The organism is Algoriphagus faecimaris (genome assembly GCF_900101705.1).
Lineage (GTDB): Bacteria > Bacteroidota > Bacteroidia > Cytophagales > Cyclobacteriaceae > Algoriphagus > Algoriphagus faecimaris.
In genome coordinates this window covers 98,337-113,582 of record NZ_FNAC01000004.1, presented here as the reverse complement: position 1 = coordinate 113,582, position 15,246 = coordinate 98,337, and the positions used below count along the sequence as shown (strand labels likewise).

Below are 15,246 nucleotides of genomic sequence, written 5' to 3'. Positions count from 1 at the left end.
GTGTTTGCCCACCTGGCCAAAGCCAAATTTTTAAATGGAGTTTTTCATTCTTTTTTGACCCTAATCCAACCCATAAAGGTGGATTCGACTTAAGTCCCTTCATCACATCACCACGGGCAGCGCATAATTTAAGCCGCTGTTTTGTATGTTTTGATTGCAGAGGGTAGACTTATTTCCAAATTCCTAAAGTACGAAAAAAAGGGCTGACTCACACTAAAAGCTTATAAGCGGTAGACCTCTGTCAAGTTAATTTGACAGGCACACTTTTTTACTTCACCGATTTGAAACAACCAAAAATAAAAGTTTTCCACCTGTAAGACAGGCTTTTGAGGCAGTTGATCTATTGGAATAGAAGAGCTTAAAAAATCTTGGAATACATCTCCTCTAGCTTGCTTAACGCCATTATTTCTATGGTATACTTCTTGAGGTCCAGCCCTTTCACTGCATACTTGGAAACCATTATCTTTTTAAAACCTAGTTTCTCGGCTTCAGCAATTCGGTTTTCGATTCGGGAGACGGCACGGATTTCTCCGCCTAAACCCACCTCCCCGGCAAAACAAATCTGCTCCGAAACCGGGGTGTCTTCATAGCTGGAAATCAAACTTGCACATACCGCCAAGTCCAATCCTGGGTCATCCACGCGGAGTCCTCCTGCCACATTGAGAAAGACATCTTGATTACCCAGTCGCATACCACCACGCTTTTCCAAAACAGCCAAAAGCATATTCAGTCGTTTGGCATCATGGCCTGTACTGCTTCGCTGGGGGGTTCCGTAGGTAGCGGGACTGACCAAAGACTGTATCTCAATCAACAAGGGGCGATTTCCTTCCATCATTGCTCCAATAGCTACTCCATTGAGCACTTCTTCCCGTTGGGTGAGCAGGATTTCAGATGGATTGGCTACCGACCGTAGTCCCTCAGCGCGCATCTCATATATGCCTAATTCGTGAGTCGATCCAAAGCGGTTTTTGGAAGTGCGCAATATCCGATAAGTCAAATGCCGATCACCTTCAAATTGCAAGACGGTATCCACCATGTGCTCTAAGACCTTTGGTCCGGCGATGGAGCCATCCTTGGTGATATGACCGATCAAAAAAACTGGGGTTCCGGTTTCTTTTGCAAACTTCATCAGTTCGGCAGTACATTCTCTAACTTGGGAGACCGAACCCGCTGCTGACTCTACATATTGACTACTCAGGGTCTGAATCGAATCGATGACCAAAAAATCTGGCTTTAGAATTTCCACTTGTTGAAAAATCTGTTGTGTATTGGTTTCTGAAAGCACATAGCAATCAGGGTTTTTGGCACTCATCCGGTCAGCTCGCATTTTAATTTGCGATTCGGATTCTTCGCCCGAGACGTACAAAATCTTTTTTCCGGTCAGTGTCAATGCAATTTGCAGCATCAGGGTAGACTTGCCAATACCTGGTTCTCCCCCGATTAGCACCAAAGATCCCGGTACAATTCCTCCTCCCAAGACCCGGTCGAGTTCTGGATCACCTGTAATCCATCTTGCTTGCTCTTCGTAATTGACCTCAGTGATTTTTTTAGGTGTGCTTGCCTTTTTGGTCCCCGAATTAGACGGCTTCCAATTCCCCTTTCCCCCCTCTTCTTTTTGAATGATTTCCTCCACATAGGTATTCCATTGCCCGCAAGCAGGACATTTTCCTAGCCATTTAGGGCTTTGTGCTCCGCAGTTTTGACAGAAAAAGGAAGTTTTTACTTTGGCCACCTCGATTTTGGATTTTTTGATTTACGATTTACGACACCTATGGATTCTTTGAGACAAAAATCTAATTTCTTGTCTTTTTTTCTTGTCCCTCTTATCAATGTGCCTCAAGCCAATCGTTACCCAAGCCCACCTCTACTTCCACGGGCACAGGGAGCGCTATGGCATTAGACATGAGTCTAGGCACTTCTTTTTTCAAAAGCTCCACTTCATCCTTGTGCGCGTCAAAGACCAATTCATCATGAACTTGTAGGATCATTTTTGATTTCAGATTTTCCTTTTTCATCCAATCATGCACCTGTATCATCGCTACTTTGATCAAATCGGCTGCAGAGCCTTGGATTGGTGCATTGATGGCATTTCGCTCGGCAAACCCTCTCATGGTCATATTCCTGCTATTGATATCTCTCAAATAGCGTCTTCTTCCCAAGATCGTTTCCACATATTCGTCTTTTCGGGCTTTTTCGATAGCTCCATCCATGTAGGCTTTGACTGCAGGAAACTCTTTGAAATACGCATCGATGATTTCTTTGGCCTCTCCTCTTGGAATCGAAAGCCGCTGCGAAAGCCCAAAGGCTGAGATGCCGTAAATAATCCCAAAGTTGGCTGTTTTGGCCTTTCGGCGCATATCTGAAGTGACCTCCTCTAGCGGTACTTGGAAGATTTTTGCCGCTGTGGTGGCGTGAATATCCCGTCCGTTTTTGAAGGCTTCTATCATGGATTTATCCTTAGAGAAAGCGGCCATGATGCGTAATTCAATCTGAGAATAATCCGCTGCTAAAAGCACATGGTTATCATCTCGAGGAACGAACGCCTTTCTGATTTCCCGACCTCTGTCGGTACGAATGGGTATATTTTGAAGGTTGGGATTCACGGAAGATAAGCGACCTGTGGCTGCCACAAACTGATTGTAGGTGGTGTGAATACGACCTGTCTTGGAGTTGATCAAAGCTGGCAGGGCATCCACATAGGTGGACTTGAGCTTGACCATTTGTCGATATTCGAGAATTGCCCGTGCGATTTCATGTTCAGTGGCTAATTTACTTAGGATCTCTTCCCCGGTGGCGTATTGTCCGGTTTTAGTCTTTTTGGCTTTTGGATCCAATTGGAGTTTTTCAAAAAGCACATCTCCCAGTTGCTTTGGTGAAGCAAGGTTAAATCGGACGCCTGCCAATTCATAAACTCGCTTTTCGATCTCTTGACTTTCGGATTCAAGTGATTTGCTAAGTTCGGCAAGACTATTGGTATCTATGCGTACACCCTCAAATTCCATCGCGGTCAATACAGGGATGAGTGGGTTTTCTACTTCATAGAAGAGCTTTTCCAACTCATTCTCTTTGAGCATTGGGTCAAATTTTTCTTTTAACCGCAGTGTAATATCCGCATCCTCAGCGGCATATGCGGTAACAGTATCTTCATCCACATCACGCATATTACCTTGATTTTTGCCTTTTTTTCCGATCAATTCTGTAATGGAGACGGGCTTGTAATTCAGGTATTGCTCAGCCAATACGTCCATCGAATGCTTACCCTCTGGCTCGATGAGGTAATGCGCAAGCATGGTGTCGTAAAGGGCTCCTTTGACGGCTATACCATAATTTTTTAGAATCAATAGATCGTATTTGATGTTTTGACCCACTTTGAGGATCTGCTCATTTTCAAAGAAGGGACGAAGCTGATCTAAAATCTGCTGTGTCTCCTCCTGATCAGCCGGGCAGGGAATGTAGTAGGCTTCGCCACTGAGGTAGGCAAAAGAAAGGCCGACGATTTCGGCATCCATCGCATTTAGAGAGGTAGTCTCTGTATCAAAGCAAACTGCGTCTTGGATCAATAAAAACTCGAGTAACTCCTCGATAGCTTCCTCTCCCTTGATTTTATGGTAATGGTGCAGATGACTGTGAATGGTGTCAGGGATTACCGGCGCAGCAGTCTCAACTGTTTCCTCTTCAAATTCGGGGGCAGAACTCGATGAGTTGGAGGCTGGAGGCTCACCAAAAAGCCCTAATTGTTCATTTTGCTGTATCCCTCCTTTTTTTCCTTCTTCTTTAAACACTCTTTTTGAAAGGGTTCTGAACTCCAATTCGGTAAAAATCGCTCGTAGTTTTTCTTCATCTATCCCATCGTAACGGAGTTCTTCTTCTACAAAGTCTACCGGAACATCAATTTTGATCGTGGCGAGTTCTTTTGACAGCAATCCCTGCTGTGCAAAATTCTCTACATTTTCCTTTTGCTTTCCTTTGAGCTTGTCCGTGTTTTTTACCAATTCCTCCACAGAACCGTATTCTTTGAGCAATTTGGTGGCAGTTTTGGCACCAATTCCCGGGATGCCGGGAATATTATCCACTGCATCTCCCATCAGCCCAAGGATATCCCGCACTTGATCTACCCGCTCGATATCCCATTTGGCGCAAACTTCCTTGACTCCCATGACATCGACTGCATTACCCATAAAGGCAGGCTTGTATAAGAAAATATGATCATCCACGAGTTGTCCGTAATCTTTGTCCGGCGTCATCATGTAGACAGTAAATGACTCCCTTTCGGCTTTCTTGGCGATCGTTCCGATGATATCATCCGCTTCAAATCCATCCAGCTCCAAAAGCGGAATATTAAACGCCTTGACAATCTCCTTGACCCAGGGAATAGAAATGGTGATGTCTTCAGGTTGCTCCTGACGATTGGCTTTGTAAGCTTCAAACTGCTCATGTCTAAAAGTCGGAGCCGAAGTATCAAAAGCCACTGCGATATGAGAGGGTTTTTCCTTGGTCAGGACCTCCATCAGCGTATTAGTAAAGCCAAGCATGACCCCGGTATTTAGTCCCTTGGAATTAATCCGGGGATTTTTGCTAAAAGCAAAGTGGGCCCTGTATATCAGAGCCATGGCATCAAGTAAGAAAAGTTTATTTGGCTGTTTTAGTGTCATTATCGAGGGATTTTCTTAACTTATACAAGTCAAATGAAGGCGACTAAGTTACAAAAAATCCCCGTCCACCATCTCAAATTTTCTGATGGAATGGGCTTTTGGCTTCTTATTTGACAGAAGTTGACTTAACAACCAAAATTCACACATCTATGAAAAAACTGTTTTTTATTGCAGCTCTATTCCTTTCCTCTCAGTTTCTTCTAGCCGCTCCTGATGGAACCGGTAAAGATTCGAAGAAAGAAGAATTGACTCCTGAGCAAGTCGAAGCGCTAGAAAGAATCGAAAATCGTGTGGAGGAAATCCGTGCGATGGATTTTTCCGAAATGTCACGTGTTGAAAAAAAGGAAATCCGTGCAGAATTAAAGACTTTAAAAGCTGAAGCAAAGGCAAACAACAATGGAATTTATATTTCCACAGGTGCTATTATCATCATCCTTTTGCTCATTCTGATTCTTTAATTATAAATCTCCTTTTGTTATTTTAAGGCAAGCCGAAATTCCCGGCTTGCTTTTTTTTATAACTCATCCTTCTTCCAGTTCATTTTTATTTAAGTAAGCTTTCACCTGAAGCCCCCTGAGAAATACGACAATCAATGGAATCAACCATAGAATTTCATTGAAAATCAAATGAAAACCAGTACGCTTATTCCAGCCTAAGTCGGGTAAAAAGCCCAGTCCAAACCAAATGGCTAAAATAATTTTTCCCGCAATCCCCGCGATAATCAAATAGACCCAAGAGACGGGATAAAAGGCCGAAACAAAAATCAAAAACCCTATCAAAAGCCCCAAAGCTCCGTACCAATGGGCCGGCAATCCAGAAATCAACTCCGCATCCATGGAAAGCCAAAGTAGTAGCGGATCTCCAAACCATCTGAAAAATGCCGACCAAGCGATGGTGTACATTCCCGTCAAAAGCAATAATCCGCGGAAGTACATAGGGAAAATGGGGAAGTCAGGTTTTTGATCCATGGACGGTTTGATTTTTTTAAGCTAATTAAACACCTTCGGTGCTTGCATGTTTGTGCATAATACAAAACTATACTATGGAAAGAAAAAATCACCTACGCTCCATGACCTTATTTGCCCTTGGAGCAGCCTCTTGCATTGCTTTGGGTTTTAGTTTGGGGAAAATGAACGGAGAAATCACCCCCGCCTCCATCGATGGTGCCTCCGACCTAATCGGTTTGTCTTTTAATCCTGCCGAAAAGGACAGCATGATCAATACCCTTAAAAACCAATTGAATAACATCGAAAATTCAAGAAAAGTCCAGTTGGATAATTCGGTGTCGCCTGCTTTGGTATTCAACCCTCTTCCCAGAGGTTTCCAGCCGGAGCTGAGACAAAGCCCCCTGGATTTTGGAATATCGGAATCCATCCCTCTCCCTACTCGTGAGGCAGATATTGCGTATTCCCCTGTCCACCAGCTTGCGGGATGGATCAAAAGCCGAAAACTCAGTTCTGAGCGATTGACGCAGATCTATCTTGACCGGATCAAAACCTACTCTGATACACTCCAGGCTCTAATCACACTGATGGAAAAAGAGGCTTTAGAAAAAGCGAGATTGATGGATGCAGAATTGGCTTCAGGACGCTATAGAGGACCACTTCATGGCATCCCATATGGGATCAAGGATTTGTTGGCAGTAAAAGGCACCAAGACCACCTGGGGAGCGATGCCCTATAAGGATCAAGAAATCGACGAAACGGCTCAAATCGTCACGCAATTAGATGACGCAGGAGCGGTTTTGGTAGGCAAGTTTACTCTTGGAGCTTTAGCCATGGGAGATGTATGGTACGGAGGAGTGACCAAAAATCCTTGGAATCTGGAGCAGGGTTCTAGTGGTTCTTCCGCAGGTTCGGCTTCGGCTGTTTCCGCAGGTTTGGTGCCTTTTGCCATAGGAACCGAAACCCTCGGATCCATCGTTTCACCCTCCACAAGAAATGGAGTGACGGGCCTACGTCCTACTTATGGGCGAGTGAGCAAGCATGGGGCCATGGCATTGAGCTGGTCTATGGACAAAATTGGTCCGATCTCTCGCTCGGCTTTGGATAATGCCATCGTCCTATCAGTGATCAATGGCAAAGATGAAAAAGATGCTAGCTCTATCGAAGCGGCCTTTAATTTTGATGCCAAAAAAGATCCAAAATCCTTGAAAGTAGGATATTTCAAATCCTTTTTCGAAGGAGAGCGCGTTTCTGAAAATGATAAAAATGTCATCTCTACGCTTCAATCCTTAGGGATAGAATTACATCCTTTGGAATTGAAGACCTCCATCTCAGCAGGACCAATTGTAATGATGTTGATGGTAGAGGGAGCGGCTGCATTTGACGAGCTCACCCGATTGGGTTGGGATGATCAGCTAGTAGCTCAAGGACGAAATGCCTGGCCTAATTTATTTCGTGCAGCTCGATTTATTCCTGCCGTAGAATACGTCAACTTAAGTCGTCAGCGGACGATTTTAATTGAGGAAATGAATAAATTAATGAAGGATTATGACGTCATCGTGACTCCTAGCTATGCAGGTCAGCAGCTTCAAATTACCAACCTCACTGGCCACCCTGCACTCTGCATGCCCAATGGCTTTGCAAGCAACGGCAGCCCTACTTCCATCACCTTACTCGGAAATCTCTTCGAAGAGAATAAACTTCTTCTTTTAGGAGACTTTATTCAAAAAAATACAGATTGGCAGGCCAAAAGACCTCCGATGTTTGATAAATAATACTTCACCTAATTAAAAAAATCCCTGTCAAATTTTATTTTGACAGGGATTTTTATTGGAGATACAGGCTTATTTGATCACTCCTTGAATCTTCATATTGTTGGCTTTGAGAAACCAAATCTTCTGAGTGCTTTCTATGGAGTAGTGGTCGATGGTCTTGTTTCGGTTGTTGAAATAGACAGCGCCATTGGTATAAGAGGTGTAGAATGGACTCTCCTTCGCTGTTTTGAAGCTAATCCAAACTGGTCTATCGTCCACTATACGCACCTGAATCTCTTTTATAGCAGACTTTTCTTCCGGTTTGAGACGGTGAATCAAAATATCGCGATCCACTTCGGTGGTGTAGGAGTTGAGATAAGAAGAGCGATTGATATCCGCCCGGAAAAAAGCGTCAAATTCATCCTTCCATTGCTCCCGGGTCAAGTTGACCTCAGTCTTATTAATTTCTCCATTGACACGAGTGGTTTTGGTGACTTTTACCCCCTCTAGTTTTTCTATTTCCTGCTCGAGAAGCCCCTTCATATCATAATAAGGCAAAACTTCTAAGTCACTTGGACTGGAGATTCCAGGTGCATTTTCACAGGAAACAAGAATACTGAAAACAAGAAATAATAAGATTAATCGATGACTAGCCATTAACTCAATAGTATTTCACCTGTCATATCTTCTGGGATTCCAATACCCATTAATTTCAAGATGGTGGGTGCCAAATCCCCTAGTTTTCCGTCTTTAATGGTCAATTGATCCTGCTTATCCACCATGATACAAGGCACCAAATTGGTGGTATGTGCGGTGTTGGGCGTACCATCTTCGTTGATCATCATATCACTGTTGCCATGGTCAGCGATGACGATGATAGTGTAGTCGTTTTCGAGTGCGGTACCGATTACATTTTCAGCACATTTATCTACTGCCTCACAGGCTTTGACTGCAGCGTCAAAATCCCCCGTATGACCCACCATGTCTGCATTTGCAAAATTGAGACAGATGAAATCAGCAGACTTTCTTTTCAATTCGGAGTTGATTTTTACTGCTATTTCAAAAGCACTCATTTCAGGTTTTAGGTCGTAAGTGGCCACCTTCGGTGATGGGCATAGAATCCGGGTTTCTCCCTCAAACTCTCTTTCTCTCCCTCCGGAAAAGAAAAAAGTCACATGAGGGTATTTTTCAGTCTCGGCTATTCGAATTTGCTTCTTATTGGCACGCTCGAGTACCTCTCCTAGGGTATTGTGGAGATTATCTTTTTCAAATAGTACTTTTACACCTTTGAATGTCTCGTCGTAATTGGTAAATGTGATATACTCAAGCGACAATTTCTTCATATTGTAGTCTTCAAAATCACGCTGTGTTAGCACTTGAGTGATTTCCCTGCCTCTGTCAGTTCTGAAATTGAAGCAAATAACCAAATCGCCTTCCTGAATAGTCGCGATAGGTTTGTTATCAGCACCTACATGGATGATAGGACGGATAAATTCGTCAGTGACATTGTTATCATAGGACTTTTTGATGGCCATCAAGAGATTTTTTGACTTTTCTCCTTCACCATTTACTAGGGCATCGTATGCAAGTTTGACACGTTCCCAGCGATTATCTCGATCCATGGCATAGTATCTTCCTACTACGGATGCGATTTGTCCAACGGAGGTTTTCAGGTGATTTTGTAGATCTTCCAAGTAGTGTACTCCCCCTTTGGGATCGGTATCTCTTCCATCCATGAAGGCATGGATATAGACATTTTCTAAGCCATGAAACTTAGCTGCATCGCAAAGTCCCTTAAGGTGATTAATATGGGCATGTACACCTCCATCAGAAACCAATCCTATGAAATGTACCTTCTTCTTACTTTCCTTGGCTTTGGCAAAGCCTTCTTTCAAAACAGGATGCTCATTGAGTTCCCCATTTTTGACTGCCAGATTGATTTTGACCAGATCTTGGTAAACAACCCTACCGGCGCCAATATTCATATGGCCCACTTCGGAATTGCCCATCTGCCCTTCGGGAAGACCTACCGCCAACCCTGAAGCATCCAGCTTAGCATGTGGATATTTGCCATACAAACTGTCAATAAACGGCGTTTTAGCTTTGTCAATAGCTGATACAGCTGGGTTGGTGGCAAGACCCCAGCCATCTAAAATCATTAAAAGTACTTTCTTATCCATGTCGCAAATATATTACTTTTCCATGCAATCCCGCTTGGATGGAATTTTTGAGAAAATCAAAAATAAGCCAAAAATGCATTTGAAAACATAAAATTTGGCTTAGTATTTGCCAAAACCAGCCCGATGTTGGTTTTTAATTTCATATTGTCTTTCATGCTCTTTATGCATGTTTTTACCGTCGAGCCAGCGACTAAGGATACGATTGACCCTATTATATTGGCCATAGACAGTGGCTCGAGCAGTGACCTTTCTCGGTATTTGGATACTAGTATTTCGCTGAATATTAATGGGCAAAAGGGTGATTACTCTAAAAACCAAGCGGAACTGGTCCTCAAGGATTTTTTTAAGAAAAACCCTCCCCTCCATTTTTCCTTGGTATTTCGTAGTGAAAACAACCCAAGCCTGAGTTCCTATATCGGTGATTACCAAAGTGGTCAGGCCGTTTACAAAGTTTTCATCAAAATCAATCAGCAGGACAATACCCCAAGAGTTTATAGTTTGGGATTCGTTAAAGTCTGAGTATTTTCAAAAAAAGAATCCTGTTCCTGTCTGCATTCCCTATTTTTGCAGGATGAAACCTTCCTATTTGACAGAAGAATCCCTCGATCAATTTATTCAAGCCGCAATTGCAGAGGACATTGGTCCCGGAGACTACTCTTCTTTGGCCTCTATTCCCTCGGATAAAATGGGGAAAGCCCGATTACTTATCAAAAGCGAAGGAATCATAGCAGGGGTGCAAATGGCGGAGCGAATTTTTAAAACTTTTGACGAAAGACTGTCAATTGATGTCTTAAAAAAAGACGGGGAGTCCATCAAGCATGGAGATATCGCATTGATTGTCTCCGGTCCTTCGGTATCTATTTTATCAGCAGAGCGATTGGTGCTGAATTGCATGCAGCGGATGAGCGGGATTGCTTCTTACACACATCGATTAACCCAAAAAATCATTCATACAAAAGCCCGGCTAATGGATACCCGAAAAACCACACCCAATTTCCGGCTGATGGAGAAATGGGCGGTACATATCGGAGGAGGCGTCAATCACCGCTTCGCACTGTATGATATGATTATGTTGAAGGACAATCATGTAGATTTTGCTGGAGGTATTCAGGATGCTGTGAAAAATACCCAAAAATATCTTTTTGAAAACAAGCTTAACTTGAAAATCGAGGTTGAAACCCGCAATCTTCAAGAGGTGCAGGAAGTCTTGGAAGTCGGGGGAGTGGATTACATCATGCTGGATAATATGGATTATGCCACCATGAAACAAGCTGTTGCACTAGTCGATGGCAAAATGAGCATCGAAGCCTCAGGGGGGATAACCGAAGAAACATTAGCAGAAGTCGCTGAATGCGGGGTGGACTTTATTTCCATGGGGGCCTTGACCTATGGGGCAAAGGCGCTAGATATGAGTCTCAAAGCCTTTTAAATCCATTTTTTCCATCGGAAAAAGCCCAACATTCCCACAATAGCGACTCCCATCGCTCCCAAAACATAAAAATATCCATAGCGCATGGTGAGTTCGGGCATGTATTCAAAATTCATCCCATATACCCCCGCCACAAAACTCAAGGGGATAAAAATGGTGGAAATGATCGTCAATACTTTCATTACATTATTCATGCGATTGGAGAGACTGTTCATGTAAAGATCTAATACCCCGGAAGACATATCCCGAAACACTTCCATGGTCTCGATCACCTGAATCGTATTTTCATACAAATCCCGGATAAAAGGGCGGACTTCGGGTGAGATTTTATGCTCAGCATATTTGTCAAAAGAGCCGATGACTTCGCGAAGTGGATAGACTGAACGACGCAGGTCCATCATTTCTTTTCGTTGCAGGTAAAGCGCATTGAGTGTTTCGTTTCCCGGCTCCAGCATGGCTTGCTGCTCTAGGTTTTCGATACGCTCCCCGATATGTTCCATCACCGTGAAATAATTATCAATCACCGCATCCAGCAATGCATAAAGTAAATAGTCTGTTCCTCTTTGGCGGATGGCCCTTTTGGGATCCAACAATCTATCTCTGACAAACTGAAATACATCTCCTTCTTTTTCTTGAAAAGTGATCAGAATATTTTTTTCCATCAAAAAGCTCACCTGCTCCTCCATAATAGGGGATTCTGGAGAATTACATTGTATCATTTTTATCGTCGCAAAAATATACTCGTCAAAGACCTCCATTTTAGGTCGCTGCTCCACACTGAGGATGTCTTCAAGGGTCAATTTATGGATGCCGAAAAGCTTACCAAGCTCCTCCAGCAAGGTAATGTCATGAAGTCCGACTACATCAATCCAAATGACTTTCTTCTGTAAATCGAGGTGTTTTTGAAGGGCTCTAAGTTCGATTCGCTCCTCCTGAATCTCCGCTTCATCATAGGTGATTAAATTGATAAATACCTGCTCCTGCTTCTGGTCTCCGGTGAAAACCAAAGCAGCAGGAGGCAAACCCACTTTATGGGCAGGTCTTTTTTTTCTTTTGGTTTTAAAAAGTTTTTGGAACTGCTTCAAAGCGGATTTCTGCGGCATAAGCTCAGGACTTGTTTGATGCAATAAATTGGAGATTTCTTTTCAGTCCAGCAAATTTGGTGCGCTTTACCGCTGATTTTTTAAAGACTTTTCGGAAGGTCTCCTCCGTCATTTCAACCCAGTCCTTTTTGGAAAAACCCTGCAGGTCCGGCGGCGGAGCAAAAGCAGGCTCCTGATGCGGCCGGGAAAATCGGTTCCATGGACATACATCCTGACAAATATCACAGCCAAAAGCCCAATTTTCCATTTTCCCTTGAAATTCATCTGGAATAGCATCTTTCAGCTCGATTGTCAAATATGAAATACAGCGACTTCCATCCACTACTCCCGGTTGGACGATGGCATCCGTAGGGCAGGCATCGATACAAGCCGTGCAAGTGCCGCAATAGTCTTTTGCTAGGGGAGAGTCAGGCTCTACTTTCAGGTCGATGATCAATTCCGCTAAAAAGAAAAAGCTGCCCATTTCCCTATTCAATAACAGACTATTTTTTCCGATCCAGCCTAATCCGGCTTTTTGAGCCCACTGTCGCTCCATGACGGGAGCAGAATCTACAAAAGCTCGTCCCTCAATTTCCCCGATTTTTTCCCTGAGTATTTCTAAAAAAGTTTTAAGCTTTTCTTTGATGACAAAGTGATAATCCTCTCCATAGGCATATTTGGCGAGTTTGATATCCTCAGGATTTTCAGGAAGCTTTTTATGAGGATAATAATTATAAATGAGCGAAACCACTGTTTGGGCTCCCGTAACCAATTTGGTCGGATCCAATCGCTTGTCAAAATGATTGGCCAGATAAGCCATCTTGCCCTGGTAGTTTCGATTCAGCCACTCTTCCAAGCGCGGGGCTTCCTCTTCTAAAAATTCCGCTTTAGCAATCCCGCAAAAGTCAAAGCCTAGCTGTGCTGCGGTGGATTTTATGAGTTGGGCGTTTTTTTCTGAAGGACTGAGCATCATCTTTGAAATTAATGGGATTCTTTCTTTTTAAGATTAAATCAATCTTTTTTCTAAAAAAGCACGTATATTTATTTTAAACACGTGTAAAAATGAAAACCAAGCTGACACTCACCGTCGAAAAAGAAATAGTAGAGCGTGCAAAGACCATTGCAGCAAATAGAGGGGTTTCGCTTTCAAAAATGTTTGAGGAGGTTTTTTCCAAAGAAGATCCAGAAATTGAACAAACGGAGGCTCAAAAAACAGCTATTTCACTTTTAAAAAAATTAGAGTCTACGAAACCCATACCAAGTCTAAAAGAGTCTGACAAAGAGCTTCGAAGACGTTATTTGTTAGAAAAGTATGGTTAAGATATACTTAGATACTAATGTCGTCATTGATCTTTTAGCAAAAAGAGAACCCTTTTATGAGGATGCTAAATCTTTTCTTTTGCTTGTACAGAATGAATTAGCTCTTCTATTTATTGCTGAAATCAGTTTAGGAAATCTATTCTACCTTGCTTTTGAAGTTTATAAGATTCCACAATCAAGAGAAGTTTTAGATAAGTTTTTTTCAGTCTGTAAAGTAATCTCAGGAGGGGAGGATGTAGTTCGAAAATCTTTAAATTCCAATTTTAAAGACAAGGAAGATGGTTTGCAATATTACACAGCACTTGCCCATAATATGGATTTCTTCATAACAAGAAATAAAAAAGACTTTAAAGGTGATATCCAAATTCCTGTATATACCCCGAAGGAATTTTTTGGACCCTAATCAATCTTCCTCTCTCCTCAAATAAGGTCTATCCTGATACCATTGCTCTTCAAAAGTCTCATCGATCTGAACCGGTGCAATCAAAACCGACCACACCATCCACATGACCAAAAATGGTCCGGCTAGAAAAAGTAACCAAATCAAAGGTAAGGCAACATTCAACTGAATCAGGGTGACGAAGATGATCAAAGCCCCCGTCACAAACCCTACAGCAAATTCATACTTTTTCATCTTTTTCGTGTTTTTGTTCACTAATCAAAACTCCTATCCCCTTCACTTTGTTATGAAATCAATTATTACGAGAATAGGCTGACATTCAACCTTCTTGGAATTTAATTGTCTTGCTTATTGAATCTTTTATCTTGCATCTACCCATGAAAGGCTTCCGCTTTACACAATACATACCGCCCCAAGACCCTGAGAAAAACACCTTTGAGAATCTACTCAACATCTTCCTCCAACTCGTCACTATGACTGGTGGAGATGCGGCAGAAGCGCTTAGTTGGCTGACCAACCTGGACAAGCGCTACAATCTCACAAATCCCAATTACGGCATCGGGGACTTTATCGAAGATCTCAAATCGAAGGGCTATCTCACCGAGGAAAATCAAAAAGGCGAATTCAAAATCACGGGAAAAGCAGAGCAAACGATTCGAAAGTCAGCCTTGGAAGAAATCTTCGGCAAACTCAAACGCGGAAAATCCGGTCAGCACAAGACCACCCACTCCGGACAAGGAGAAGAGCGAGGAAGTGACCGCAGGGCTTATGAATTTGGAGACAATCTGGATCAAATCGCACTAACAGATTCCCTTCGAAATGCACAGGCCAATCATGGGTTTTCGGGAGATTACCTCTTGACAGAAAATGATCTTGAAATCGTAGAAAATGAATATCGCTCACAGACCTCCACGGTGCTGATGATTGATATTTCACACTCCATGATTTTATATGGGGAAGACCGAATTACCCCTGCCAAGAAAGTTGCCATGGCTCTGGCCGAATTGATCAAAACTCGCTATCCAAAAGATACCTTGGATGTGATTGTCTTTGGGAATGATGCTTGGCAGATTGAAATTAAGGATTTGCCTTACCTTCAGGTCGGACCCTATCACACCAATACCGTGGCTGGATTGGAGCTAGCGATGGATCTACTCCGCAGGAGAAAAAATCCCAACAAACAGATCTTTATGATCACGGACGGAAAGCCTACTTGCCTAAAAGTGGGAATCAAATATTACAAAAATGCTTTTGGCATAGACAGCAAAATCCTGAGCGAAACACTCAAGCTCGCAGCCCAATGCCGCAAGCTTAAAATTCCCGTGACCACTTTTATGATTGCTTCAGACCCCTATTTGAAGGAATTTGTCAAAGAATTTACCCAAGTCAATAATGGAAACGCCTATTACAGTTCGCTCAAAGGACTCGGCGATTTGATTTTTGAAGACTATAGAAGAAACCGAACCAAACGCTTTTAAACAAACG

General features: G+C 42.8%; 15 protein-coding genes. 7 read left to right on the top strand and 8 right to left on the bottom strand.

The window, feature by feature from the left end; genetic code table 11:
• Positions 1–358: 358 nt before the first annotated feature.
• Positions 359–1,732: a DNA repair protein RadA gene (gene radA, locus BLQ57_RS03420; RefSeq protein WP_087937875.1), complete on the bottom strand. Its 1,374-nt coding sequence runs from the start codon at positions 1,730–1,732 to the stop codon at positions 359–361.
• Positions 1,733–1,826: 94 nt separating this feature from the next.
• Positions 1,827–4,652, bottom strand: coding sequence for a DNA polymerase I (gene polA / locus BLQ57_RS03415; RefSeq protein ID WP_087937876.1), 2,826 nt, complete (start codon positions 4,650–4,652; stop codon positions 1,827–1,829).
• A gap of 149 nt (positions 4,653–4,801) precedes the next feature.
• Between polA and BLQ57_RS03410 the strand changes: the two genes are divergently transcribed.
• On the top strand, positions 4,802–5,110 hold the full coding sequence (locus BLQ57_RS03410; protein WP_087937974.1) for a hypothetical protein: 309 nt from the start codon (positions 4,802–4,804) through the stop codon (positions 5,108–5,110).
• Between the two features lie 63 nt (positions 5,111–5,173).
• Here the strand turns inward: BLQ57_RS03410 and BLQ57_RS03405 are convergent, their stop codons facing one another.
• The gene (locus BLQ57_RS03405) at positions 5,174–5,620 is read right to left on the bottom strand and encodes a hypothetical protein (RefSeq protein ID WP_087937877.1); all 447 of its coding nucleotides are present in this window, start codon (positions 5,618–5,620) and stop codon (positions 5,174–5,176) included.
• Between the two features lie 74 nt (positions 5,621–5,694).
• On the opposite strand from BLQ57_RS03405, the gene BLQ57_RS03400 reads away from it, so the two are divergent.
• Positions 5,695–7,371 (top strand): amidase family protein, encoded by a 1,677-nt coding sequence (locus BLQ57_RS03400; protein ID WP_087937878.1) that lies wholly within the window; start codon positions 5,695–5,697, stop codon positions 7,369–7,371.
• Positions 7,372–7,440: 69 nt separating this feature from the next.
• Here the strand turns inward: BLQ57_RS03400 and BLQ57_RS03395 are convergent, their stop codons facing one another.
• Positions 7,441–8,007 (bottom strand): hypothetical protein, encoded by a 567-nt coding sequence (locus BLQ57_RS03395; RefSeq protein WP_087937879.1) that lies wholly within the window; start codon positions 8,005–8,007, stop codon positions 7,441–7,443.
• Positions 8,007–9,530: a 2,3-bisphosphoglycerate-independent phosphoglycerate mutase gene (gene gpmI / locus BLQ57_RS03390; RefSeq protein ID WP_087937880.1), complete on the bottom strand. Its 1,524-nt coding sequence runs from the start codon at positions 9,528–9,530 to the stop codon at positions 8,007–8,009. The genes BLQ57_RS03395 and gpmI overlap by 1 nt, the downstream gene beginning before the upstream one ends.
• A 153-nt stretch (positions 9,531–9,683) precedes the next feature.
• Here gpmI and BLQ57_RS03385 point away from each other — a divergent pair, with 153 nt between their 5' ends.
• Together BLQ57_RS03385 and nadC are read left to right on the top strand one after the other, a co-directional pair.
• Positions 9,684–10,049, top strand: coding sequence for a DUF4783 domain-containing protein (locus BLQ57_RS03385; protein WP_169712697.1), 366 nt, complete (start codon positions 9,684–9,686; stop codon positions 10,047–10,049).
• A gap of 52 nt (positions 10,050–10,101) precedes the next feature.
• Complete coding sequence (gene nadC / locus BLQ57_RS03380; protein WP_087937882.1) at positions 10,102–10,959, top strand: carboxylating nicotinate-nucleotide diphosphorylase; 858 nt, start codon at positions 10,102–10,104, stop codon at positions 10,957–10,959.
• Here nadC and corA read toward each other — a convergent pair.
• Positions 10,956–12,062 carry a magnesium/cobalt transporter CorA gene (corA, locus tag BLQ57_RS03375; RefSeq protein WP_087937883.1) on the bottom strand — a complete coding sequence of 369 codons (1,107 nt, stop codon included), beginning with the start codon at positions 12,060–12,062 and terminating at the stop codon, positions 10,956–10,958. The genes nadC and corA overlap by 4 nt on opposite strands.
• A 4-nt stretch (positions 12,063–12,066) precedes the next feature.
• Positions 12,067–13,011 carry a tRNA epoxyqueuosine(34) reductase QueG gene (queG, locus tag BLQ57_RS03370; protein WP_087937975.1) on the bottom strand — a complete coding sequence of 315 codons (945 nt, stop codon included), beginning with the start codon at positions 13,009–13,011 and terminating at the stop codon, positions 12,067–12,069.
• A 92-nt stretch (positions 13,012–13,103) separates the two neighbouring features.
• Here queG and BLQ57_RS03365 point away from each other — a divergent pair, with 92 nt between their 5' ends.
• A complete protein-coding gene (locus tag BLQ57_RS03365; RefSeq protein WP_087937884.1) occupies positions 13,104–13,361 on the top strand; it encodes a DUF6364 family protein in 258 nt (85 codons plus the stop codon).
• Entirely contained in the window at positions 13,354–13,764 is a 411-nt protein-coding gene (locus tag BLQ57_RS03360; protein ID WP_087937885.1) for a type II toxin-antitoxin system VapC family toxin, read from the top strand. Before BLQ57_RS03365 ends, BLQ57_RS03360 begins: the two co-directional genes overlap by 8 nt.
• On the opposite strand, the gene BLQ57_RS03355 is transcribed toward BLQ57_RS03360, so the two are convergent.
• A complete protein-coding gene (locus tag BLQ57_RS03355) occupies positions 13,765–13,995 on the bottom strand; it encodes a hypothetical protein (protein ID WP_087937886.1) in 231 nt (76 codons plus the stop codon).
• 143 nt (positions 13,996–14,138) lie between these two features.
• Between BLQ57_RS03355 and BLQ57_RS03350 the strand changes: the two genes are divergently transcribed.
• A complete protein-coding gene (locus BLQ57_RS03350) occupies positions 14,139–15,239 on the top strand; it encodes a vWA domain-containing protein (RefSeq protein WP_087937887.1) in 1,101 nt (366 codons plus the stop codon).
• The last annotated feature ends 7 nt before the right edge of the window (positions 15,240–15,246 follow it).